Annotated in this window: 22 protein-coding genes; 14 read left to right on the top strand and 8 right to left on the bottom strand. The window is 74.1% G+C overall.

Features of this window, described 5'->3' with window-relative positions:
• The first annotated feature begins 94 nt into the window (after positions 1-94).
• The 8 genes from ACIPYS_RS23090 to ACIPYS_RS23055 all read left to right on the top strand — a co-directional run bounded on the left by ACIPYS_RS23090 (position 95) and on the right by ACIPYS_RS23055 (position 10836).
• Positions 95-775 (top strand): SCO family protein, encoded by a 681-nt coding sequence (locus ACIPYS_RS23090; protein WP_093861301.1) that lies wholly within the window; start codon positions 95-97, stop codon positions 773-775.
• Complete coding sequence (locus ACIPYS_RS23085; protein WP_093861300.1) at positions 772-1278, top strand: copper chaperone PCu(A)C; 507 nt, start codon at positions 772-774, stop codon at positions 1276-1278. Before ACIPYS_RS23090 ends, ACIPYS_RS23085 begins: the two co-directional genes overlap by 4 nt.
• A gap of 152 nt (positions 1279-1430) precedes the next feature.
• Complete coding sequence (locus ACIPYS_RS23080) at positions 1431-3482, top strand: FixH family protein (RefSeq protein WP_400749075.1); 2052 nt, start codon at positions 1431-1433, stop codon at positions 3480-3482.
• Positions 3483-3496: 14 nt separating this feature from the next.
• Entirely contained in the window at positions 3497-4813 is a 1317-nt protein-coding gene (efeB, locus tag ACIPYS_RS23075; protein ID WP_400748905.1) for an iron uptake transporter deferrochelatase/peroxidase subunit, read from the top strand.
• Positions 4814-5030: 217 nt separating this feature from the next.
• Positions 5031-5966, top strand: a complete 936-nt coding sequence (gene pheA, locus ACIPYS_RS23070) for a prephenate dehydratase (protein WP_093861298.1) — start codon at positions 5031-5033, stop codon at positions 5964-5966.
• 514 nt (positions 5967-6480) lie between these two features.
• Positions 6481-7755, top strand: coding sequence for a serine--tRNA ligase (gene serS, locus ACIPYS_RS23065; RefSeq protein ID WP_400748901.1), 1275 nt, complete (start codon positions 6481-6483; stop codon positions 7753-7755).
• A 54-nt stretch (positions 7756-7809) separates the two neighbouring features.
• Positions 7810-8658, top strand: coding sequence for an HAD family hydrolase (locus ACIPYS_RS23060; RefSeq protein ID WP_400748897.1), 849 nt, complete (start codon positions 7810-7812; stop codon positions 8656-8658).
• 360 nt (positions 8659-9018) lie between these two features.
• On the top strand, positions 9019-10836 hold the full coding sequence (locus ACIPYS_RS23055) for an LCP family protein (protein WP_400748894.1): 1818 nt from the start codon (positions 9019-9021) through the stop codon (positions 10834-10836).
• An 82-nt stretch (positions 10837-10918) separates the two neighbouring features.
• On the opposite strand, the gene ACIPYS_RS23050 is transcribed toward ACIPYS_RS23055, so the two are convergent.
• Entirely contained in the window at positions 10919-11683 is a 765-nt protein-coding gene (locus tag ACIPYS_RS23050) for a sporulation protein (RefSeq protein WP_093861294.1), read from the bottom strand.
• Positions 11684-11888: 205 nt separating this feature from the next.
• Between ACIPYS_RS23050 and ACIPYS_RS23045 the strand changes: the two genes are divergently transcribed.
• Entirely contained in the window at positions 11889-12629 is a 741-nt protein-coding gene (locus tag ACIPYS_RS23045) for a FadR/GntR family transcriptional regulator (protein WP_093861293.1), read from the top strand.
• 77 nt (positions 12630-12706) lie between these two features.
• Complete coding sequence (locus tag ACIPYS_RS23040) at positions 12707-14053, top strand: CynX/NimT family MFS transporter (protein WP_400748889.1); 1347 nt, start codon at positions 12707-12709, stop codon at positions 14051-14053.
• Between the two features lie 143 nt (positions 14054-14196).
• Here ACIPYS_RS23040 and ACIPYS_RS23035 read toward each other — a convergent pair whose 3' ends face one another.
• From ACIPYS_RS23035 to ACIPYS_RS23010, 6 genes are all read right to left on the bottom strand, one after another.
• A complete protein-coding gene (locus ACIPYS_RS23035) occupies positions 14197-14913 on the bottom strand; it encodes an ABC transporter permease (protein WP_400748886.1) in 717 nt (238 codons plus the stop codon).
• Between the two features lie 84 nt (positions 14914-14997).
• Positions 14998-15915, bottom strand: coding sequence for an ABC transporter ATP-binding protein (locus ACIPYS_RS23030; protein ID WP_093861290.1), 918 nt, complete (start codon positions 15913-15915; stop codon positions 14998-15000).
• Positions 15916-15926: 11 nt separating this feature from the next.
• The gene (locus tag ACIPYS_RS23025; RefSeq protein WP_093861289.1) at positions 15927-16838 is read right to left on the bottom strand and encodes an ABC-2 transporter permease; all 912 of its coding nucleotides are present in this window, start codon (positions 16836-16838) and stop codon (positions 15927-15929) included.
• Complete coding sequence (locus ACIPYS_RS23020) at positions 16822-17898, bottom strand: ABC transporter ATP-binding protein (RefSeq protein ID WP_400748881.1); 1077 nt, start codon at positions 17896-17898, stop codon at positions 16822-16824. The genes ACIPYS_RS23025 and ACIPYS_RS23020 overlap by 17 nt, the downstream gene beginning before the upstream one ends.
• A gap of 107 nt (positions 17899-18005) precedes the next feature.
• Positions 18006-18893, bottom strand: coding sequence for an LLM class flavin-dependent oxidoreductase (locus ACIPYS_RS23015; protein WP_093861287.1), 888 nt, complete (start codon positions 18891-18893; stop codon positions 18006-18008).
• Between the two features lie 58 nt (positions 18894-18951).
• Positions 18952-19863: a serine/threonine-protein kinase gene (locus tag ACIPYS_RS23010; protein WP_093861286.1), complete on the bottom strand. Its 912-nt coding sequence runs from the start codon at positions 19861-19863 to the stop codon at positions 18952-18954.
• A gap of 97 nt (positions 19864-19960) precedes the next feature.
• Here ACIPYS_RS23010 and ACIPYS_RS23005 point away from each other — a divergent pair, with 97 nt between their 5' ends.
• The 3 genes from ACIPYS_RS23005 to ACIPYS_RS22995 all read left to right on the top strand — a co-directional run bounded on the left by ACIPYS_RS23005 (position 19961) and on the right by ACIPYS_RS22995 (position 22163).
• Positions 19961-20506, top strand: coding sequence for an RNA polymerase sigma factor (locus ACIPYS_RS23005; RefSeq protein ID WP_400748876.1), 546 nt, complete (start codon positions 19961-19963; stop codon positions 20504-20506).
• The gene (locus ACIPYS_RS23000; protein WP_400748873.1) at positions 20503-21315 is read left to right on the top strand and encodes a hypothetical protein; all 813 of its coding nucleotides are present in this window, start codon (positions 20503-20505) and stop codon (positions 21313-21315) included. Before ACIPYS_RS23005 ends, ACIPYS_RS23000 begins: the two co-directional genes overlap by 4 nt.
• 95 nt (positions 21316-21410) lie before the next feature.
• Positions 21411-22163, top strand: coding sequence for a hypothetical protein (locus ACIPYS_RS22995; protein WP_400748870.1), 753 nt, complete (start codon positions 21411-21413; stop codon positions 22161-22163).
• Positions 22164-22607: 444 nt separating this feature from the next.
• Here the strand turns inward: ACIPYS_RS22995 and ACIPYS_RS22990 are convergent, their stop codons facing one another.
• Positions 22608-22784 carry a hypothetical protein gene (locus ACIPYS_RS22990; protein ID WP_159424953.1) on the bottom strand — a complete coding sequence of 59 codons (177 nt, stop codon included), beginning with the start codon at positions 22782-22784 and terminating at the stop codon, positions 22608-22610.
• Positions 22785-22970: 186 nt separating this feature from the next.
• Here ACIPYS_RS22990 and ACIPYS_RS22985 point away from each other — a divergent pair, with 186 nt between their 5' ends.
• On the top strand, positions 22971-23810 hold the full coding sequence (locus ACIPYS_RS22985; protein ID WP_400748867.1) for an HAD family hydrolase: 840 nt from the start codon (positions 22971-22973) through the stop codon (positions 23808-23810).
• Positions 23811-23846 lie beyond the last annotated feature (36 nt).

Here is a 23846-nt window from a genome sequence, read left to right as displayed (position 1 = left end):
CACCGGCGGGGCCGCGCCCGGCACCCGTCGCGGCCGCGCCCGCGTCCCGGGCGCGGCCCCGCCGGTGATCCACCGCACACGATCGGACCCTCCCATGCTCCGCTCCGCCCGTACCCCCCGCACCGCCCGCCTGGCCGGGGCCACCGCCGTCGCCCTCGCCGCCGCGCTCGCGCTGACGGCCTGCGGCTCGTCCGGCTCCGACACCGCCGGCCCCGCCAAGGTCGTCCAGCAGAAGAGCGACTCGCCCTACGAGGGCACCGTGCTCGGCAAGCACTTCGACAAGCCCGACCTCCAGCTGACCGACACCTCCGGCCAGCCCTACGACCTGCGGCAGAAGACCGGTGGCCGGACCACGCTGCTGTTCTTCGGCTACACCAGCTGCCCGGACGTCTGCCCGACCACCATGGGCGACATCGGCGTGGCGATGAAGAAGCTCACCCCGGAGGAGCGGCAGAAGGTCGACGTCGTGTTCGTCTCCACCGATCCCCAGCGCGACACCCCGCAGGTGCTGCGCGCCTGGCTGGACTCGATGGGCAGCGACTTCATAGGCCTGACCGGGGACCTGGGCAAGGTGAAGGCGGCCGCCAAGGCGCTCGGCATCCTGATCGAGGACCCGGTGACCAACGCCGACGGGACCGTCACCTCCACCCACGGCGCCCAGGTGCTGGCCTTCCTGCCCTCGGACGACAAGGCGCACGTGCTCTACCTGAGCGGCACCGAGGTGAAGACCTTCGAGCACGACCTGCCGCTGCTCGCCAAGGGGGTCGCCGCATGAAGGGCGCCCTCGGCTTCCGCCGGACGGCGCTGGCAGGGGCGGTGCTGGCGACGGCACTGGGCGGCGGCGCCTTCCTGGTCGCCTGCGGGAGCGGCGGCCAGAACGGCGGAGGTGCCGCGGCCGGCGGCGGAGCGGCCCGACTCAGCGTCGCCGACCCCTACATCCCGATGCCGCCGGCCGGTGGCATGGCGGCCGGCTACCTGACGGTGCGCAACGAGGGCGGCGAGGGCGACGAGCTGGTGAAGGTCTCCAGCCCCGGCGCCTCCTCGGTCACCATGCACCGCTCCACCGCGAGCACCATGGAGCAGGTCGAGAAGCTCGACGTCCCCGCGCACGGCGCGCTGCAGCTCGCCCGGGGCGGCACCCATCTGATGATCATGGGGTGGCAGAAGGCCCCGGTCCTGGGTGACGAACTCGAACTCGACCTGACCTTCACCCGCACCGGCACCATCTCGGTGAAGGTGCCGGTCAAGGAGCTCACCTACCGGCCCGGCCAGCAGTAAGGGATCGCAGGATGCTGATGGGACGGACGCCGAAGGCACGGCCGGCGACGGCAGGGGCGGCGACGACGGTACGGACGACGGCAGTACGGACGACAACGGCACGGGCAGCGACGGCACGGCTGTCGGCACGGCGGACCGCCGGGTTGCTCGGTGTGCTCGGCGCGGTGCTCGCGCTGCTGCTCGGCGGCGCCGGACCGGCCTCCGCGCACGCCGCCCTGCAGTCCACCGACCCGGCGCAGAACTCCGTTCTGCCCGCCGCGCCGCAGGCCGTCACACTGACCTTCAGCGAGGCCGTCTCGCTCTCCTCGGACTCGGTGCGGGTGCTCGACCCGGCCGGCCGGGCGGTCGACTCGGGCAGCCCCGCGCACGCCGACGGCAAGGACAACACCGCCCGGGTCGGGCTGGGCCCCGGACTCGCCAACGGCACCTACACGGTCGCCTGGCGGGCCGTCTCGGAGGACTCGCACCCGATCGGCGGCGCCTTCACCTTCTCGATCGGCGCGCCCTCGGCCACCACCGTCTCCACCACCGCCCTGCAGAACGCCGAGGCCGACGGCCTGGTCGCCGCGCTCTACGGCACCGGCCGGACGGTCGCCTACGCGGCGTTCGCGCTGCTCGTCGGCGCGGCCGGCTTCGTGCTGCTCTGCTGGCCGGCCGGGGCGTCCCGGCGTCCGGTGCAGCGACTGCTGATGACCGGGTGGGTGGCGCTGCTGGTGTCCACCGTCGCGGTGCTGATGCTGCGCGGACCGTACGAGCGGGGTTCGGGGGTCGGCAAGGCCTTCGACCTGTCGCTGATCCGGACCACGCTGGACGAGCGGATCGGCACCGCTCTGGCGGCCCGGCTGCTGCTGCTCGCGGCGAGCGGGGTGTTCCTCTCCCTGCTGGTCGGTCAGCTCGGGCTGCCGCAGGGCGGCCGGGCGAAGGCCGCCGCGAACGGCCCTTCCACTGGCTCCGGCTCCGGTACCGCCGGCTCGGACGGCGATCCGGAGGAGGCCGAGCTGCGCGAGCTGGAGCGGCGCGCCGCCGAACGCCCGCAGCGCGAGGCCCGGCTCGGCCTCGGGGTGGCCGGACTGGTGCTGGCCGTCGCGCTCTCGGCGACCTGGGTCGGCGCGGACCACGCCTCGGTGGGCATCCAGGTCTGGCTGGCACTGCCGCTCGGCATGCTCCACCTGGTGGCCATGGCGCTCTGGCTGGGCGGCCTGGCCGCGATGCTGGTCGGGCTGCGCGAGGGGATCGGCGCGGAGGTCGCGGACCGCTTCTCGAAGATCGCGTTCGGCGCCGTCCTGGTGCTGGCCGGCACCGGCGTCTACCAGTCCTGGCGCGGCCTCGGCAGCTGGGGCGCGCTGACCGGTACCGACTACGGGCGGCTGCTGCTGGTGAAGACCGGCTGTGTGATCGCCATGCTCGGCGTCGCCTGGATGTCCCGCACCTGGCTCGCCCGGCTGCGCGCCACCCCGGAGGAGGCGGCCGAGGTCGCGCCGGAGCCGGTCGCGGTCCCCGCTTCCGCCACGGCCCGCGTCCCCGACCCCGCCCCGGACGCCGCCTCCGATGCGGGCGCGGGCGCGGACAGCGCGGACCCGGTCCGCCGGGCCCAGCTGGCCCGTCAGCGGGCGGCCCGGGCGACCGCCGACCGGGACCGGGGGCTCACCCCGACCCGGGCCGGGCTGCGCCGCTCGGTACTGGTCGAGGCGGTGGTCGCGGTGGCCGTCCTGGTGGTCACCACCCTGCTCACCAACTCCCCGCCCGGACGGGTGGCGGGCGAGGTCGCGGCCGCCGCGGCGAACGGCGCCGACACGACGTCCGGCGGCACCTCGGCCGGCACGACCGGCGGGGCGCCCGCCCCGCAGACGGTGCCCGGCCGGACCGTGGAGCTCAAGCTCCCGTACGACACCAAGGGCCGGACGCCGAACGCCAAGGGCACCGCGACCGTCACCCTCAACCCGGCCGGCACCGGCTCGAACGAGGTCCACCTGAAGCTGGACGGCGCGGACGGCTCGCCGGTCGAGGTGCCCGAGGTCGAGCTCGCCTTCACCCTGCCGGACCGCGACCTCGGCCCGCTCACCGTCCCGCTCACCGCCGAGGGCACCGGACGCTGGACCGGGACGGCTCAGCTGCCGCTCGCCGGGAACTGGGTGGTGTCGGTGGTGATCAGATCCTCCGACATCGACCAGACCACGGAGATCAAGCAGCTGAAGATCGGATAGGGCGGACCGTCCCCATGGAAACCAGCACCAGCACCAGCCCCGACAGCAACAGCGACAGCACCGCCGGGGACACCGACGCCGGCCGCGCCCCCGGTCCGACCCGGCGGACCCTGCTGGGCACCGCCGGGGCCGGCCTGGTGGTCGGGGTCGGGGCCGGGGTCGCGACGGCCCTGGCCGTGGAACGGCGCGACCGGAGCCCGGCAGCGCGGGCGACCGGAACGGGCCCCGGTCTGGGGCTCGCCGCGGTGGGATTCCACGGCGAGCACCAGGCCGGGATCCTCGAACCCCAGCAGGCCCGGGTCCAGCTGGCCGCCTTCGACCTGTCCGGCGGGGTCGGCCGGGACGGCGTGCGGGCACTGCTCCGGCGCTGGTCGCGCACCGCCGCCCGGATGGCGGCGGGCGAGCCGGCCGACGAGTTCGAGAACCAGATCGCCCTGGACGCCGGTCCCTGTTCGCTCACCGTCACCTTCGGCTTCGGTGCCTCGCTGTTCGACCGGACCGGGCTGGCCGACCGGCGCCCGGCCGGGCTGGAGCCGCTGCCCGCCTTCCCGGCCGACGCGCTGGACCCGGCCCGCGGCGACGGCGACCTGTTCGTGCAGATCGGCGCCGACGACGCGCTGGTCGCGGTGCACGCGCTGCGGGTGCTCCAGCGCCAGGCGGCCGGCACCGCCGCACTGCGCTGGCAGATGTCCGGCTTCGCCCGGACGCCCGGTGCCACCCGCAGCCCCATGACCGGACGCAATCTGATGGGCCAGGTCGACGGGACCAACAACCCCCGGCCGGACGAGGACGGCTTCGCGGCCAAGGTGTTCGTCGCCGCCGGGGGCGATCAGCCGGCCTGGCTGGCGGGCGGCTCGTTCCTGGTGTTCCGCCGGATCCGGATGCTGCTGGACAACTGGGAGGCGCTGCCGGTGGAGCGCCAGGAGCGGGTGATCGGACGGCGCAAGTCGGACGGCGCACCGCTCGGGGCGGCCGCCGACGCGGGCGAGCGCACGCCGGTGGACCTCGCCGCGCAGGCGGCGGACGGGTCGCTGGCCGTGCCCGCGGACGCGCACATCCGGGTCGCGGCGCCGGCCGCCAACGGCGGGGCGGCCATGCTGCGGCGCGGGTTCTCGTACCACGACGGGCTGCTGGCCGACGGGTCGCCGGACGCCGGGCTGCTCTTCCTGGCCTTCCAGTCCGACCCGCGCAAGGGGTTCACCCCGGTGCAGCGCAAGCTGGCCCGGGGCGACGGGCTGTCCCGCTTCCTGCGGCACGAGGCGAGCGGGCTGTACGCCGTCCCGCCGGGGGTGTCGCCGGACGGGTACGTCGGGCAGTCCCTGTTCGACTGACCTGCCCGGCCCCGACCGGCCCCGGCCCGCCCGGACGGCCGGTGCACGGCGGGCCGGACGGTCCACCGGCCACGGGTGGTCCGGTCCGCCGTCCACGGATCGTCCGCGGTCCTCCCACGGAGCGGAACGCGATCGTGGGCGGCGCCGGGAGTGGCTAAGGTAGCTTCTTTCGGCGGTCCGCCGAACTCCCGTCGGTCCCGTTCCCCTTGGAGGCGTCATGTCGGCCACCCGCTACACGTACCTCGGGCCGGCCGGGACCTTTACCGAGGCGGCCCTGCGCACCCTGCCGGAGGCGGCGACCCGGGAGCTGGTGCCGATGTCCTCGGTGCAGCTGGTGCTGGACGCGGTGCGGGGCGGCGAGGCCTCGGGCGCGTTCGTGCCGATCGAGAACTCGGTCGAGGGCGCCGTCACGGCCACCAACGACGAACTCGCCTCCGGCGTCCCGCTGATGATCTACCGCGAGGTGCTGCTCCCGATCACCTTCGCGCTGCTGGTGCGGCCGGGCACCGGGCTGGCGGACGTCAAGACCGTCACCAGCCACCCGGTGGCGCAGGCCCAGGTCCGCCGCTGGCTCACCGCCAACCTCCCGGACGCGCACTGGGAGTCGGCCGCCTCGAACGCCGACGGCGCCCGGCTGGTCGCCGAGGGCCGGTACGACGGCGCGTTCGCGGGCGAGTTCGCGGCCCCGATCTACGGGCTGGACCCGCTGGTCAAGGACATCGTGGACGTGCAGAGCGCGACCACCCGGTTCGTCCTGGTGGGCCGACCGGGGCGGGTGTCCTCGCCGACCGGGGCGGACAAGACCTCGATGGTGGCCTGGCTGCCGGACGACCACCCGGGCGCCCTGCTGGAGCTGCTCCAGGAGTTCGCGGTGCGCGGGGTCAACCTGATGCGGATCGAGTCCCGCCCGACCGGGGAGGGGCTCGGCAACTACTGCTTCCTGATCGACTGCGAGGGCCACCTCAGCGACCGCCGGGTCGGCGAGGCGCTGATGGGCCTCAAGCGGATCTGCCCGCAGGTGCGGTTCCTCGGCTCCTATCCGCGCGCCGACCGGCAGGTGTCCGGGCACCAGCGGCCCGGCACCTCGGACGCCGATTTCGGCGCGGCCGCGGACTGGCTCTCCCGTTGCCTCGACGGGCGCGGGGACGTCTGACAGCGGCGCGAGGATTCGAGGACATCCGGGCGACATTCGCCGTCCACATGTCCTTTTCGAACCGTTTTCTGCACCGCCGGGCGGTCGTCCACAGGGCGGCCGCCCCGGCCCCCGGCTTGTCCACAGGGGCATCCACTGTCCACAGGTCCGAGTTATCCACAGGCTTGGGGACGAGTCGACAAACCGGTATAGCCACTGCACACATCGGTCGGATCATCGGTTTGCGTCGCAGAGATGACTAATCGGACCAGAGTCACCCGGGTGTCGGCAAATCACCCGTCCGAGTGCTTCAATTCCCTCACTCGGGAAGGTCAAATAAGGTTTCAAACCTGAATTCCCTGGTTGGTTCCGCAGTCCACCGGCACCGACCGACGATCCACAGCCCCGGCCCCGAGCCTGTGGATAACCGGGTCGCGGACGGTTTCCCACAAGAGTTATCCACAGGCTGGGGGGAGTTATCCCCAGGGGAAAACCGGTACCGGTGGACGGGCCCCCGCCCGGTAGGCTTGGGCGCGTGATTGACCTTCGCCTGCTCCGTGAGGACCCTGACCGAGTGCGCGCCTCGCAGCGCGTCCGTGGCGAGGACGTCGACCTGGTCGACGCCCTCCTCTCCGCCGACGAACGCCGCCGGTCCTCGGGCACGCGCTTCGACGAACTCCGCGCCGAGCAGAGGTCGCTCGGCAAGCTCGTCGCCAAGGCCCAGGGGGAGGAGAAGGCCGCCCTGCTCCAGCGCACCAAGGAGCTGGCCGCCGAGGTCAAGGCCGCCGACGCCGAACAGGGCGAGGCCAAGAACGAGGCCGAGCGCCTGCTCCGCTCGCTGGCGAACCTCATCGACCCGGCCGCCCCGGTCGGCGGCGAGGAGGACTTCGTCACGCTGGAGGAGATCGGCACCCCGCGCGACTTCGCCGCCGAGGGCTTCGAGCCCCGCGACCACGTCGAGCTGGGCCAGCTGCTGGGCGCGATCGACACCGAGCGCGGCGCCAAGGTCGCCGGTGCCCGGTCCTACTACCTGACCGGTGTCGGCGCGCTGCTGGAGCTCGCCCTGGTCAACATGGCGATCGCCCAGGCCACCGCCGCCGGCTTCGTGCCGATGATCACCCCGGCCCTGGTCCGCGCCGCCGCCATGGACGGCACCGGCTTCCTCGGCCAGGCCGCCGAGAACGTGTACTACCTGGAGGACGACGAGCGCTACCTCGTCGGCACCAGCGAGGTCCCGCTCGCGGCGTACCACATGGACGAGATCCTCGACGCCGACAAGCTGCCGCTGCGCTACGCCGGTTACTCGTCCTGCTTCCGCCGCGAGGCCGGCACCTACGGCAAGGACACCCGCGGCATCATCCGCGTCCACCAGTTCGAGAAGGTGGAGATGTTTGTCTTCACCACCCCCGAGGACGCCGAGAACGAGCACCGCCGCCTGCTCCAGTGGGAGAAGGACTTCCTCAACGCGCTCGAACTGCCCTACCGGGTCATCGACGTCGCCTCCGGCGACCTCGGCGCCTCGGCCGCGCGCAAGTTCGACATCGAGGCCTGGGTCCCCACCCAGGGCAAGTACCGCGAGGTCACCTCGACCTCGAACACCACCGAGTACCAGGCCCGCCGCCTCTCCATCCGGATGCGCGAGGACGGCAAGACCCGCCCGCTGGCCACGCTGAACGGCACCCTGGTCGCCGTCCCGCGCACCATCGTGGCGATCCTGGAGAACCACCAGCAGCCCGACGGCTCGGTCGTGGTCCCCGAGGCGCTCCGCCCCTACCTCGGCGGTCGCACCGTGCTGGAGCCGGTCAAGTAGCACCGGCCCCGCCGGTCCGCAGTGAAGAAGCAACTCCCGGGAGACGCACGGCCCATGAGCACCACCAGCCCCAGCCCCGTCTCCCCCTCGGACGGTGGCGGCCTGCCCTTCAAGCTGGTCGCCACCGACCTCGACGGCACGCTGCTGAACAGCGCCGAGACCGTCACCGCACGCACCCGCGCCGCACTGGCCACGGCCACCGCGGCCGGGGCGCTGCACATCATCGTCACCGGCCGCTCGGCCACCTGGGCCCGCCCGGTCTTCGACGAGATCGGCTACCGCGGCATAGCGGTCTGCGGCCAGGGCGCCCAGGTCTACGACGCCGGTGCGCACAAGCTGCTCACCTCGCTCACCCTGGACCGCCGGGTGGCCGCGCTCGCGATCGAGAAGATCGAGGCCGAGGTCGGCCCGCTGGCGATCGCCGCCAACCAGGACGGCCTGGACGGCGACGTGCTGGCCGGCCCCGGCTACCGGCTGCAGATCGGCTCCGAGCTGCCGGTCGTCGAGGTCCCGCCGTCCGAGCTGCTCGCCTCGCCGATCAGCAAGCTGTACATACAGCACCGCGAACTCGACGACGACGCGCTCGCCGAGGCCGCCCGCAACGCGGCCGGCGACCTGGTCGGCGTGGTGATGGCCGGCGCCGGTGTGGTCGAACTGCTGCCGCTCGGCCTCTCCAAGGCCACCGGGCTGGCGGTCGCCGCCCGTCGGCTCGGGGTGACGGCGGCCGACACCGTCGCCTTCGGCGACATGCCCAACGACGTGCCGATGTTCGGCTGGGCCCGGCACGGTGTGGCGATGGCCAACGCGCACCGGGAGCTGCTCGCGGTGGCCGACGAGGTCACCCTGAGCAATGACGAGGACGGCGTCGCCGCCGTGCTGGAGCGCCTCTTCCCGGCGCTCTGATCCCGGCGCTCTGATCCCCGGCCCTGCGACCCGGCCCTCCGACCCCGACCTCTCCGATCCGGGCCCGCCGCCCACGGCGCTCCGCCGAACCCAGGCGCTCCGCCCGACCGGTCCGGCCCGACCCGGACTCCCCGCGACCCCGGTGCCGCAACCGCACCGGGGTCGCGGCACGTCCGCCGCACGCCGGAGTGAACCCGCCCGCGCCGCCCGCCGGTTCAGCCGTTGGAGTGACCGTGCGGCGGAGCGCTGCGGCGAACGCCCGGGTCGGCGGGGGTGCGGCCGGGTTCGGCGGCCGGGCGGCGGCGGAAGAGTTTGTATGCTCCCAGGGTTGCCCGCTTCGGTCACTGAGAGGTGCGCGCCATGTCAGTCCAGTGGGACGGGAGCCCGCCGGATCCGGCGGGGCGCGCCGACGGCGGCGTCCGGACCGACGACGCGGTCCGGACCGAGGACGGCCCCGGACGGTTCCCGGCGCCGCGCCCCGGCGGCCGGGCCGAGGCCCGCAGGGCCGCCCGCGACCGCGTCGTCCCGGTCCGCCCCGGTCGCGGCGGCACCACCGAGAGCAGTCGGACGGCCGCCCGGGCCGGACGCCGGGAGACCCCCAGGGAGCCCCGCCCCGACGCCCGGGGCGGGAGCGGCGGGAGCGGGCAGCGGACCGCCCGGAGCTCCGGACGGAACGGCCGGAGCGGCGCCCGGCGGCTGATCGCCTGGTCCGTGGCCGGGGTGCTGGTGGTGCTGGCCGGCGCCGGCGGCGCGGTGTACTACAAGCTGAACGGCAATCTCCGGTCCTTCGACGCGGATGCCATCTCCCCCGACCGCCCGCCCGAATCGGCCGCCGACGCGCACGGCCACCGGCCCGTCAACCTGCTGCTGATCGGCTCCGATTCACGCGCCGGGAAGAACAGCGACCTGGGCGGCGGCGACGAGACCGGCGCCCGTTCGGACACCACGATCCTGCTGCACGTGTACGCGGACCACCGGCACGCGGTCGGCATCTCGATCCCGCGCGACGCCCTGGTGACCGTGCCCCGGTGCAAGCTGCCGAACGGCAAGTGGACCCGGGAGCAGCCCGGACAGATGTTCAACTCGGCTTTCTCGGTGGGCAATTCCGAGACCGGGAACCCGGCCTGCACACTCAACACCGTGGAGCGGCTCACCGGCATCCGGGTGGACCACACGATCGAGGTCAACTTCGAGGGCTTCGCCGCGATGACCGGGGCCGTCGGCGGGGTCGACGTCTGCCTGCCGAACGACATCCACGAGGGGAACATCAACCCCAATCTGGGCCGCAAGGGCAAGGTGGTGCTCGCCAAGGGCCGCCAGCGGGTCTCCGGCCAGCAGGCCCTGGACTACGTGCGACTGCGGCACGGCATCGGCGACGACTCGGACGTCGGCCGGATGAAGCGTCAGCAGGCCTTCCTGGCCTCCCTGCTGGCGAAGATCAAGAGCAAGGGCCTGAGCCCCGGCACGCTGCTGCCGCTGGCCGACGCCGCGACCCGTTCGATGACCGTCGACCCCGGCCTCGACTCGGCCGCCAAGCTGGTGGACTTCGCGCTGACGCTGAAGGGCATCGACCTGCACGAGGTCAAGTTCCTCACCACGCCCTGGCGTTACTCGGGCGCCCGGATCGATCTGGTGCACCCGGCGGTCGACACCCTGTGGCGGACCCTGCAGGCCGACCGGACCATCGACGGCCAGGACGCCACCGGCCGGCAGGAGGCCGCGGGCGAGCCGACGGCCGAGCCGGTGCCCACCCCCACGCCGAGCGCCGATCCCTCCCCGGCGGTCGGCGCCGACGGCACACCGATCCGGGTGACCGTCTACAACGCCACCAACGCCGCCGGCCTGGCCGCCCGGGCCGCCGAGACCCTGCGTGCGGCGCGGGTCACCGTCGCCGGGACGTCCAGCCGCGGCACCGCGCGGGCGACCACCACGGTCGAGTACGGCACCGGGCAGCGGGCCGCCGCGGAGAAGGTCGCCGCGCTGTTCCCGGGCGCCGCGGTGGCTCCGGGGCAGGCGGCGGGGATCAGCCTGCGGCTCGGCCGGGACTACGCGGCGGGCGGCACCCCCTCGCCGACCGCCACCGGCCCGGCGGGGAGCCCGGCCCCGCTGCCCACCGAGGTGGTCAGCGAGGCCAGGTCGGGCGACGACGACATCTGCAGCAACGTCTCCTACGGCTGACCGGTCCCGGAGCCGGGGCCGCGCCCGCAGGGGAACGGGCCCGCCCCGAGCCGGTCCCGCCCGGGGCCGGGGCCGTAAGGCCTCAGAGCGCGGCGCGGATCCAGCCGTCGACCAGCGCGGTGAGATCCTCGTCCGCCTGGCCGTGGCCGACCACATGGGTGCGGATCACGTCCCCGCCGCCGCCGAACAGGCCGCCCCGGCGGTCGGCCTCCAGGACCACCTCGACCTTGTCCGGGGTGGTCACGAAGCTGACCTCCAGCGAGTTGCAGGAGTGCGCGTACTGCGGCGCCGCCGAGTACTCGATCTCCTGGTAGAACGGCAGGGTCTGCCCGGTGCCGCGGATGTGCCCGGCCTCCAGGTCCGCCGCGCGGAACCGGAAGCCCAGCTGGAGCAGCGTCTCCAGGATCCGGTGCTGCACCGGCAGCGGCTCGACCTCCAGCGGGTCCGAGTCGCCCTTGTCGAGCGCGCCCGCGATGTCGACCTCGGTGCGCACACCGAGCTGCATGCCGTGCAGGCGCTGCCCGGCGACGGTGGTGACCGGGGTCTCCCACGGCACCTGGACCGCGAACGGGATCGAGCGGTTCTCGCCCGGCGCCAGCTTCAGCGGCGCGGTGACCGAGAACCGGGCGAACGGGTACAGGCCGGTGCTCTCACCGTCCTCGTGCTCGATCTCCACCCGGGCGACCAGGGTCAGCGTGATCCCCCGGATGTCCGCCTCCACCGTCCCCCCGGTCAGCTCGACCGTGCCGGCCATCGTCCCGCCGGGCCGCACGACCGGCGTGCTCAGGACGGTGTCGACACCGGGACCGCCGACGCCCAGGGCACCGAGCAGCTTCTTGAACACCATGCGGACGTTCTCCTCGCATCAGGGGGTGTGGACCGGGCCCGTCCTTCCGGATCCTTCCGGGGCGGTCCGGAGCGCCGGTCGTCCGGAGGAACGCCAGGCCGCCCCGGACGGTTCCCGGGCTGTTCACCCCCAGTTGTAGGATGACCGGGCAAGCAGTTGTAGGATGACCGACGACCGAGCCTCGAGTCACCGGGAGGAGCCCGCCATGACCAGCGCGCACAGCGGCAACGACACGCTGCAGACCGCCGGGCGGCGCTCCCTGGTGGACACCGCGATCGACCAGCTGCGGGAGCAGCTGAGCAGCGGCGTCTGGCCGGTCGGTTCGCGGATCCCGACCGAGCACGAGCTCGCCGAACGCCTCGGGATCGGACGGAACACCGTCCGCGAGGCAATCCGGGTGCTGGTGCACGCGGGGATGCTGGTCTCCCGGCAGGGCGAGGGCACCTTCGTCCGCTCCACCAGCGACCCGGCCGCCGTACTGCGCGGGGTGCAGCGCTCCGGCGTGCGGGACGTCCTGGAGGTCCGGGCCGCGCTGGAGGCCGAGGCCGCCCGGCTGGCGGCGCTGCGGCACACCCCCGAGGACATCGTCCGGATGCGGGCCGCGCTGGCGCGCGAGGCCGAGGTGATCGCCTCGCACCCCGAGCGGGCCGGCCGCGAGGCCACCGTCGAGCACGACCTGGAGTTCCACACCGCCGTCGTCGAGGCCGCGCACAACCCGGCACTGACCGAGGTGTACCGCTACTTCGGCGCCTCGGTGCGCGAGTCGATGCGGACGGCGTTCGGCGACCACGACATGCCCGAGGTGGTCGTGGCGACCCACGCGGCCCTGGTCGACGCGATCGAGAGCGGCGACCCGGACCGGGCCGAGCGGGCCTGTCGCGAGCTGCTCGCCGAACCCACCGCGGCCGTCGAGCAGCTCCTCGCCGCCATCGCCGCCCGGAAGTGAGCGGGCCGAAGGCCCCCCTTCCGTTCCGTCCGCCTGCCCGGACGTTCTCCGAATCCCACGAAAGAGCAGCACCACCCATGGCCGTCACCCGTGCCCAGCAGCCGGTTGTCACCACCGCCGTCCCGTTCCCCGTCCGCTCCCGGCTCGCGCACCCCGCGCTGCTGCTGACCGGCATCCTGCTGGTCGCCCTGAACATGCGCGCCTGCCTGGCGGCGGTGTCGCCGATGGTGGGCGAGATCCAGCGCTCCTTCGGACTCTCCGCCACCGCGAGCGGGCTGATCACCACCGTGCCGGTGCTCTTCCAGGGCGTCGGCGCGCCGCTCACCCCCCGGCTGACCCGGCGCTTCGGCACCGAGAGGGTGGTGCTGGGCGCGGTGCTGGTGCTCGGCGCCGGGGTGCTGCTGCGGGTGCTGCCCTCGGTGGCGGCGCTGTACGCCGGGTGCGTGGTGATCGGGGTCGCGATCGCCGTGCTGAACGTCTCGATGCCCGGCCTGGTCAAGCGCGAGTTCCCGGACCGGGCCGCCGCGATGACCGGCGTCTACTCGACCACCATGCTGGTCGGCGCCACCATGGCGGCCGGTCTGTCGGTGCCGCTGGAGCACGCGCTCGGCGGCGGCTGGCAGGCCTCGCTCGGTGCCTGGTCGCTGCTCGCGCTGGTCGCGGCGGTGGCCTGGCTGCCGCAGGTGCTGCGGGCCCGGGCCGCCCGGGACGGCGCCGGTGTCTCCGGTGTCACCGCCTCCGGTGCCTCTGCCTCCGGTGCCTCTGCCTCCGGTGTCACCGCCTCCGGTGTCACCGCCTCCGGTGTCACCGCCTCCGGTGCCTCCGTCGCGCCGGCCGCCCCGGTCCGGCCGATCCGGGGGATCTGGCGCTCGCCGCTGGCCTGGCAGATCAGCCTGTTCATGGGCATCTCGTCGCTGCTGGTCTACACGCTGGTCGCGTGGATGCCGACCATCCTGGCCGACCACGGGATGGACCGCGGCGAGGCCGGCCTGGTCTTCGCCTTCTCCAACCTGGTCCAGGTGGCCGGCGCCTTCCTGGTGCCGCTGCTCGCCGGGCGGATGACCAACCAGCGGGCGCTCGCCGTCTCGATGGCCCTGCTCAACGCGGTCGGCATCGCCGTCCTGCTGATCGCCCCGGTGCCCGGTGCCTGGGTGGCGGCCGTCATCCTCGGTGTCGCCCAGGGCGGTTCGCTCGGCCTCGGCCTCGCCTTCATCGTGCTGCGGACCGACAGCGCCGCCGGCGCCGCCCAGCTGGGCGGGATGTCGCAGGCGGTCGGCTATCTGGTCGCGGCGGCCGGACCGGTCGGGGCCGGGGCGCTGCGCCAGGCGACCGGCGGCTGGACCACGCCGCTGGCGCTGATGCTGGTCCTGGTCAGCGTGGTCGCCGTCGCGGGCTGGGGCGCCGGGCGCGACCGCACGCTCTGACGGGCACGGCCCGCACGCTCTGACACGCATGGCCCGCACGGCTCGGTGAGCCGTGCGGGCCGTGTCGTTCGTACAGGCCGTGCCGTTCGTACAGGCCGTGCCGGTCGTGCGGGCCGTGCCGTCCTCGCGGTCCGGGACGCGTCCTACTCCTCCGAGGCCAGGGTGAGCCCGGCCAGCTTCACCGAGGCGAGCACGGTCGCCGCCACCGCGACCACCACCAGCAGCACCACGGCCGCGCCGAGCGAGACCACCGAGGTGATCGAGCCCTCGGCCGCCACCGACTCGGCCACCGCCATCCCCCACTGCTGGATGCTCAGCTTGCGGGCGCCCTCGACGAAGTTGCCGATCACCGCCTCCCACACCAGCGCGTACGCCAGCCCGGCCACCACCGCGTGCCGGGTCACCACGCCGAGCAGCAGGAACAGCGCGCTGTAGGCGGCACCGGCGACCATCGCGGCGGCCGTGTAGGCGAGCGCCAGGCCCTCCTTGGTGCCGTACATCAGCAGCCCGGACAGCAGCATCGGCACCGCCGAGAAGGCCCAGGTGATGCCGATCGCCACGGTCAGCTTGGTGGTGACGATCTTCCACCGCGGCAGCGGCTTGGCGAGCAGGTAGACGATCGAGCCGTCGTCGATCTCGGTGGCGATGGCACCGGTGCCGACGACCAGTCCGAGGATCGGCAGCAGGGTCCCCAGACCGAGCTTGCCGAGGATGTCGACGACCAGGTCGTGGTGGTTGCCGCTGGACGCGGCGGCGAACGCCGAGACGAGCAGCAGCAGGACGGGGACCACCAGCAGCAGCAGGCCGCGGCGGCGGCCGAGCAGGCCGCGCAGCGTCAGCCTGGCGACGGTCGGGTTCATGGTGGGTCGGCCTTCCTGGGGTTCCTGGTCCTGGTGAGGGGTGCCGGTCGGCGGTCGATGGCCCTCGCGGGGCCGGTGCCGGGACTACGCGGAGACGAGGTAGGAGAACACGCTCTCCAGCGACTCGTCCGCCGGGGCCACGGTGTACAGCCGGATCCCGGCCCGCTGGGCGACCTGCGGCAGCAGGGTGGTGAAGCCCTGGAAGTTCACCGCCTGGATCCGCAGTGCCTTCTCCTGCCAGTCCAGCTCGATGCCGGCCGTGGACGGGTCCGCGATCAGCGCCGACGCGAGCTTCCGGTCGTCGCTGGAGCGGACCAGGTAGCGGTGCGGGCGGTCGGTCATCAGCCGGCGGATCCTGCGGAAGTCCCCGGAGGCCGCGTGCCGGCCGGCCACCACCACCTCGATGTGCCGGGCCAGCTGTTCGACCTCCTCCAGGATGTGCGAGGAGAACAGCACCGTCCGGCCGTCCTCGCCGAACCGCCGCAGCAGGTCCATCAGCTGGAGCCGCTGGCGCGGGTCCATGCCGTTGAACGGCTCGTCGAGCAGCAGCACCGCCGGGTCGTGGACCAGCGCCGAGGCCATCTTGACCCGCTGCTTCATGCCCTTGGAGTAGGTGCCGGTACGGCGCTCCTGGGCGTACTCCATCTCCACCAGCGCGAGCGCCTTACGGGCGGCGGCGCCCGGGTGGGGCAGGCCGTGCAGCTCGGCGTTGGCGAGCACGAACTCCCAGCCGGTCAGGTAGTCGTACATCGACTCCCGCTCGGGGACCAGGCCGATCTGCCGGTACACCTCCTGGTTGCGCCAGATCGGCGCGCCGTCCAGGGTGACCGTGCCAGTGGACGGTGCCAGGAAACCGCTCATCATGTGGATGAGGGTCGACTTCCCGGCGCCGTTCGGACCGAGCAGGCCCGTGATGCCGGGCCCGATCGCCATGCTGACGTCGTTGACGGCGACCACGTTCCCGAACCAGCGGGAGACCTTGTCGATGGTGATGGTGGCCATGACGCCCTCTCTCAAATGCTCCGGTAGCGGCGCAGCAGCAGCCGGTACGAGCCGGCCACCATCGCGACGGCGACCAGGGTGAACACCAACAGACCGAGCCCGCCCGGCGCGTGCATCCGCTCCGGACCGGAGCCGAGGTCGAACAGCTCGTTGGTCAGGCTCTCCACCAGCCCGTCCGGCGACAGCAGCACGACCCACTGCGGGTAGGTCGGCAGCGGCTCGTCGAAGCCGACCGTGGTGCTGGCCATCCCCACCACGACCCCGACCACCGCGGTGCTCACCGCCAGGTAGCCCATGATCGCGGCCACCCCGAAACCCCGCCGCGGTGTGGTGGCGGCGATCACCACGGCGACCGAGGTCGGCACCAGGGCGTACAGCACGGCGGCCGTCAGACCGTAGAAGAAGTGCGCGGTCTGGTCCCCGAACTTCAGCCCGACCAGCAGCGAGCCGATGTAGAGCACCAGCAGCGGCGCGAGCATCAGCAGCAGCTGGGCGCAGGCCATCGCCCCGAACTTGGCCCGGACGTAGTCGGTGCGGGTGATCGGCCGGGAGAAGTACAGCGGCACGGTGTGGTGGCGCAGGTCCCGTGAGAACAGCACCGGCGCCTGCGAGGCGAGGAAGATCGAGACCACCAGCCCGATCGCGCTCAGGTACTGGGCGTAGTCCACCGGCAGCTTGTCGACCCCGGTCACCACGGCGACCGCGACGATGATCAGGGCCGGCACGGTGGCCACGCCCAGCACCAGCATCGGCAGCACCTTGGACTTGCCGGACCGTCCGAGGCCGTACGCGGCGCGCAGGCTCTGGGTGAACAGCGAGCGGGCGGCGTAACCCCGGCCGAGCCGGGGCCCGGTGTAGCCGCGGTAGCCGATGTCGTGGATGACGCCGGCGTCGGCCGACCGGAACTCAGGAGGAAGCGACATCTGCGGTACTCCCCTCGTTCTCCGTCGTCCGGGCGCGGTCGGCACCGTCGGCGCCCTGCGTCGTGCCCGTGTCCGTGCCCGTGCCCGTGCCCGTGTCCGTGCTCCCGGTGAACAGCTCCGCGACCCGGTGCCGCCGCTGCTCCAGCCGGACCAGACCGAGCCCGAGCCCCGCGACCGCGTCCCGGATGACGTCGTAGGTCTCGTCGCCCGCCAGCCGGACCAGCAGGATCCGCGTCCCCTCCGTCTCCACCGACAGGCCCGCCGCCACCAGCCGCGTGCGCACCGCGGCGCTCGCGTCCAGGCCGTGGTCCTCCGGGTGGTCCGTCACCTCGACCGCCAGGGTGGCCGTCGCGCCGGTGAAGGAGGCGGTCGACGAGGAGCGCAGCAGCTTGCCGCCGTCGATGACCACCAGGTGGTCGCAGGTGCGCTCCAGCTCGCCCAGCAGGTGGGTGGTGACCAGCACCGAGATGCCGAAGTCGCTGTACACCCGGCGGATCAGCGCCAGCATGTCGTCCCGGCCGACCGGGTCCAGACCGTTGGTGGGCTCGTCCAGCAGCACCAGCTTCGGGTCGTGCACCAGCGCCTGCGCCAGCTTCACCCGCTGCTTCATACCGGTCGAGTAGCCGCCCATCGGACGGTACCGCTCCTCGTACAGGCCGACGTGCCGCAGCGTGTCCGCCGTCCGCTCCCGGGCGGCGGCGGCCGGCAGCCCGGCCATCCGCGCCATGTGGACCACGAACTCGGTGGCCGAGACGTCCGGCGGCAGGCAGTCGTGCTCCGGCATGTAGCCGACCTGCTCGCGGATCTCCGACCCCTGGGTGGCGATGTCCAGCCCGAGCACCCGCCCGGTCCCGGAGGTCGCCGGCGAGAGTCCGAGCAGGATCTTGATGAGTGTGGACTTGCCCGCGCCGTTCGCTCCCACCAGGCCGACCACCCCGGGCTCGACCTCAACGGTCAGCTGATCGAGGGCGGTCACCCGGGGGAACCTCTTGGTGAGGCCGTCCGTCTTGATGACAGTGGGCACGGGCCCAACGTAGTGGGCGCGCGGCTCCGTAACCATGAGCTGGGATGACGAGCCCGCATGCTGCTGGGGTATGACGCCGCCCCGCCCGTCCCCTAAGGGATCACGGCGCGGGCGGTCCCGGGACCGCCCGCGCACCGCACCCCTCAGCCCAGCTGGGCGAGACCCTCGGTGGCGATCCGCTCGAAGACGGCGAGGTCGTTGGCGAAGATCGAGTCGGGCACCGGCCAGTGCACCACCAGCTCGGTGATGCCCAGCTCCCGGTACGTCCCGGCCCAGTCCACGAAGGCGTCCAGCGACTGCAGCGGCTTCTCCGCCGTCGACCCCTGGAGCAGCAGCTTCTGCAGCTCGCCGACGTCCCGGCCCCTCTCCTCGCAGGCCGCCGTCAGCTTCGCGATCTGCTGCGCGACCACCCCGGGCGCCTGCTCCACCGGCACGTCCGCCGGGCCCTTCGGGTCCCCGTAGGTCACCCAGCCCTGCCCGTGCTCCGCCGCCAGCCGCAGCCCGCGCGGCCCGGTCGCCGCCACGTAGAACGGCACCCGCGGCGACTGCACGCAGCCCGGGACGTTCCGCGCCTCCACCGCCGAGTAGTACGTCCCCTCACGGGTCGTCGCCTCGCTGCGCAGCAGCTCGTCCAGCAGCGGCAGGAACTCGGCGAACCGGTCCGCCCGCTCCTTCGGCGACCAGGCCTCCTGCCCCATCGCCGTCGCGTCGTACCCCGTCCCACCGGCCCCGATGCCCAGCGTCAGCCGCCCGCCGGACACGTCGTCGAGGGTGATCAGGTCCTTCGCCAGCGTCACCGGATGCCGGAAGTTCGGCGAGGTCACCAGCGTCCCCAGCCGGATCCGCCCGGTCGCGGCGGCCGCCGCCGTCAGGGTGGGGACCGCCCCGAACCACGGCTCGTCCCGGAACGACCGCCACGACAGGTGGTCGTAGGTGTAGGCGGCGTGGAACCCGAGGTCCTCGGCCCGCCGCCAGATCTTCTGCCCCTCGCTCCACCGGTGGATGGGGAGGATCACCGTACTCAGACGCATGGCGTCGACCCTACGGGAGCCGTCGTCGGCCGGTGCCCCGCGACGTGACGGCTCGCCCTCACCGCCCCAGCCAGCTCAGCAGGGCCGTCGCCGCGAACACCGCGCCGGAGGCCAGGGCGACCGCGCGCGGGGTCAGCCGGCGGCGGCCTGCCGGGGGCCGAGGCTGCGGGGCCGGGGCCAGCAGCGCGTCCGCGAAGGCCCGGGCGGTCGGCGGCCGCTCCGCCGGGTCGACGGACATCGCGGCCCGCAGCAGCAGGGCGATGTGCGGCGGGAGTTCCGACCCGGCGGGGAGCTCCGGCAGTGTCGAGGCGGTCGGCGCGTCGGTCATCAGGGCCGTGGCGCGCCCGCCCGGGCCGAACGGCTTCTGACCGGTCAGCAGCTCGTAGGCCACGACGGCCAGCGCGTACACGTCGGCCCTGTTGTCGAACCCGCCGGTCTGGAAGGCCTGTTCCGGTGCCATGTACGCGGGCGTGCCGGTGGTCACCGTCAGCCCGGAGGCGTCGGCCAGCTGCTTGGCGCTGCCGAGATCCGCCACCAGCACCGCGCCGGGCGCGGGGTCGGTGGCGAGCAGCAGGTTGGACGGCTTGACGTCGCGGTGCACCACACCGGCCTCGTGCAGGACCTGGACCGCGTGGCCCGCCTCGGCGGCCAGCCGCAGCGCCTCCTGCGGGTCGCACTGCCCGACCCGGTCCGCCAGGGTGCCGCCGCGGACGAGGTCCATGACGAAGTAGGGCCGCTCCTCCTGCACCCCGACGTCGTGCACCCGGACCACGCGCGGGCTGGCGATCCGGCGCAGCAGCCGCGCCTCCGCCAGGAACCGCTCGCGCACGTCGGCGTTGGCGGCCCAGTTCTCGGCCAGCACCTTCACCGCGACCTCGGTGTCGAGCTCCGGGTCGTAGGCCTTCCAGACCGTGGCGAAGGAGCCGGCGCCGAGCCGCTCCAGGAGGAGGTAACGGCCGAGCTTGCGCATGTGGCAGCATTCTGCCGGAGTCGGGCGGAGCGCGGAACTCCCGTTCGGCGGGCGCGATGCCGGGCGTGGTGCCGGGCTGACGGAACGGGGGATCCGGATGTTCGAGGAAGGCGAGCTGGAACGGCTCGTGGCGGCTGCCCGGGCGGGGGATCCGGGGGCGACGGAGTACCTGTTGGCGAAGCTGCGGCCGGTGGTGCTGCGGCGCTGCTCGCGGTTCCTGCCCCACCACGCCGACGCGGAGGAGGCCGCGCAGGACGCGCTGCTGTCCATCAGCAAGCACCTGGGCGGGTACGACGGCCGGGGCTCCTTCCTGGGCTGGGTGACGGTGATCGCCTCGAACGCCGCCCGGTCCACCTACCGTTCGATGCGCCGGCGCGCCGAGGACAGCCACGCCGAGCTGCCCGAGTCGGTCGACCCGCGCACCACCAGCGTCATCGCCGGGACCAGGCTCGACGTGATGGAGGCGCTGGCGGCGCTGGAGCAGCAGCACCCCGCCCTGGTGGAGTCCTTCGTGCTGCGCGATCTGGGCGACCTGACCTACGCCCAGGTGGCCGAGGAGCTGGACACCCCGATGGGCACGGTCAAGGACCGGATCCAGAAGGCCCGCCGCTTCATGCGCGAGCACCTGGTCGCCGGTCCGTGAGCGGCGCTCCCGCGACCGGCGGGCGCCGCGTCGCCGTCCGGACCCGGTCCGCCGTCGCCGCCCTGGTGGCGGCCGCCGTGCTCGGGCTGGTGACCGGCCGGTTCGTGCTGCCGGCGCCTCCCGGCGACGACGCGCACCCGGCGGGGCGGTCGGCTCCGGCGACGACGCCCGCCTCGGCCTCCGCCTCGCCGACCGGTACGCCCGATGCTTCCGGTGCTCCCGGCGCTCCCGGGCCGGTGACGACCGCGAACCTGCTGGACCCCTTGGCGTTCCGCCCGGAGGTCGCCACCAGCCGGATCCACGTCACCGACCGGTACGGCGACGGGGACTACGCCAACCCGGCCTGCACCGGCGAGAAGACCCTCGTGCAGACCCTGGGCGGGCCCGGCGCCCACTTCCGCGGACTGATGACCAGCCCCCGCACCGACCCGAGCGACCCCACGTGGGCCGCCGACCTGGTCGACCAGGTCGCCCGCGAGGTCGCCGCCGAGGCCCCGAGCCCGTCCCTGGCGGAGGGCTTCGCCGAGCGCCTGCTGCAGGAGCAGGTGTCCTGCCAGCAGCAACCGCCCGGTCACTGGGTCTACGGAAGGACCACGACGGTGCGGTTCGCCCCGGACGTCACCGCGAGCTGGATGGGCCTTTTCGAGGGGCTCCTCAACACCACCGGCAGGGCGCCGGAGGTCGAGGAGCCCTGCGGCGGCGTCGCCGTCCTGCGCAGCGGCAGCCACTACGGGGTGCTGGACGTCCACGCCTGCCTGGGCACGGCCGCGATGGACCGTGTCGTCAGGACCGCTCTGTCACGGCTGTGAAACAGCCCGCCCGGGACTCCGACTTTCTCCTCCCGGGCGGCATCTCCCCGGTTGTACGAGGACGCAACGGGCGTCCCGACCAGCAGGGGGACCAGATGACCGAGAACCGCGCCGTCCAGCAGAAGTCCGTCCGCCGCAACCGGGTCGCCGCCGCGGCCTGCTTCGCCGCCGCACTGATCACGGTCGGCGTGGTCGGCACCCAGTCGGCCAACGCCGACGGGGCCGCCCAGCCGGCCGCGCAGCGCACCGCGGCCGCCGCCGGCCAGGCTCCCGCCGCCCACCCGGGCCCGGTCGCGAGCGCCGCGACCACCACCGCCCCCGCGACCGCCACCGCCGGGCTCGGCTCGGCCGGCCTCGTCCAGAGCGAGGACGCCGTCCGGCAGGGCCTGCACCCGGTCGGCGCGACCGTCGTACTGAGCGGCCGCCAGGCGCTGTCCGCCTGCTCCGGCGAGCAGACGATGCGCGACCTGACCAAGGGCGGGGCCACCGCCTACGCGTCCGTGGCCTGGACCCTCGATGCCGCCGGTCTGCTGAACGAGTCGGCCGCGAGCGCCCCCACCGCGGCCGCGGCCACCGCCTGGGAGCAGCAGCTCGTCGCACTGGTCGAGGACTGCCAGGACGAGCCGGCCGGCCACTGGCGCTACGGCGCGGCCCACACCCTGACCGCCGCCGGCGGCACCGCCCGCTGGTACCCGGCCTACAGCGGCGACGGCGTCCCCGGCGGCGGCGTCGCCGTCCTGCGCAGCGGCACCAGGGTCGCCGTCGTCGAGCTGGCCGGCCGGCCCGCCGGCACCCCGGCCGACGTGGAGGGCATCACCACGGCGGCACTGAAGCGCCTGGCCTCCTGAAGGACGGCCCGCTCCCGCCCGCGCCGGCGGGCGGGAGCGGGCCCACCACCGTCCGAAGCTCCGGAGAGACTCGGGGCCGTTCGCCGCCTCGGCGCTGGCAGGACCGGAGTCACCAGCATCTCCCTGCGTGCGGAGACCTCGGCGGCGATCCGCGAGCGGGCGGGGACGCAAGGTGCCTCCTCGTCCATCGAGGAAGCCGTCCGGCGGCAGTTCCAGCGCGAGGCCGTCGACGAGTACATCGCGGCCGCCGAGGCCGAGCACGGACCGGTCGGCCCGGCCGAGGGGCGGCGAGGGCCGACCGGATCCGTGCGCACCACGCCGCCCTGGACCGCGGCCGTGACCTCGACCGCCCTGCGGTCCACCGCCTGCCGCCACGGCGACCGCCCGAGCCGGTGCGCGCCGGGGCTCGGGGGCGGCCCCGCGCTCAGGGGTGCGGGCCGGACCTCAGGGGTGCGGCCGTTGGGCGGGGAGCCGGAGGGGCTGGGCGGGGGCGGTGCGGCGGGCGAGCTCGGCGAGGGTGTCGAAGAGGATGTCACCGATCAGGACCGGCTCGCGGGACGGCGGCGGGACGTCCTCGGGGTCGGTCGGGGGGCTCTCGTCTCGGACCTGGCGAGTTGGCATGGCTCTTCCTGCCGACGGGGTGGCCGAGGGGAGTCCTGCCCGGTCGGGGGCGGTGGGACACCCCGGGGGCGGGGTGATCGGCCGGAAACCGGTGCGGCCGGGGCCGAAACGTGCCGCAAAGATCGCTCCGGGACCCGGCCGCCCGCCCCGGTGACCGCCCGCCCGTGCGTGGGCGAAGATGGGTCGGTGACCACACCGCGCACCGCTCCCCCGATCCGGCTGATCGCCTCCGACCTGGACGGCACCCTGCTCTGCTCCGGCGGCACCGTCACCGGGCGCACCGCCGCCGCCCTGGCCGCCGCCGAGGCGGCCGGGATCCAGGTGGTGTTCGTGACCGGCCGTCCGCCGCGCTGGATGCAGCAGGTGAGCGCGCACATCGGCGGCCACGGGGTGGCGATCTGTTCGAACGGCGGCGCCGTGGTGGACGTGCACCGCGGCGAGCTGCTGGAGTCGTTCCCGCTGGGGGAGGCGGAGGCGCTCGCCGTGGTCGGGCGGTTGCGGGCCAAGCTGCCGGGCATCGCGTTCGCCTTCGAGTACCCGGCCGGGTTCGCCCGCGAGCCCGGCTACGAGGTCCGGATGTGGGGGCAGGACGAGAACCACCCGGTCGGTCCGGCGGAGCGGCTGCTCGGCGCCGGCGGGCCGGTGCGCGGGCTGTTCAAGCTGCTCGCCAAGCATCCGGACCTGGACCCGGACAAGCTGCTCGGCGAGGCCAGGGAGGCGGCGGGGGATCTCGCCGAGATCACCCGCTCGGCACCGATCCCGCTGCTGGAGATCAGCGCGCCCGGCGTCACCAAGGCCAGCACGCTGGCCCGTTGGTGCGCCGGGCGGGGGATCGACCGGAACGAGGTGGTGGCCTTCGGCGACATGCCGAACGACCTGGAGATGCTGGCCTGGGCGGGTACCGCGTACGCCGTGGCCAACGCCCACCCGCAGGTGCTGGCGGCGGTGGCGCTGCACACGGTGAGCAACGAGCAGGACGGCGTCGCCGCGGTGCTGGAGGAGATCCTCCAGCACCGCGGCGAGTAGTCGGGCGGGCGGGCGGCCCGGCAGCCGGGCCCGGTC

This window comes from Kitasatospora sp. NPDC089913 (assembly GCF_044748625.1).
In the GTDB taxonomy this organism is placed as follows: Bacteria; Actinomycetota; Actinomycetes; order Streptomycetales; family Streptomycetaceae; genus Kitasatospora.
This window is presented reverse-complemented; position numbering and strand designations above follow the sequence as displayed.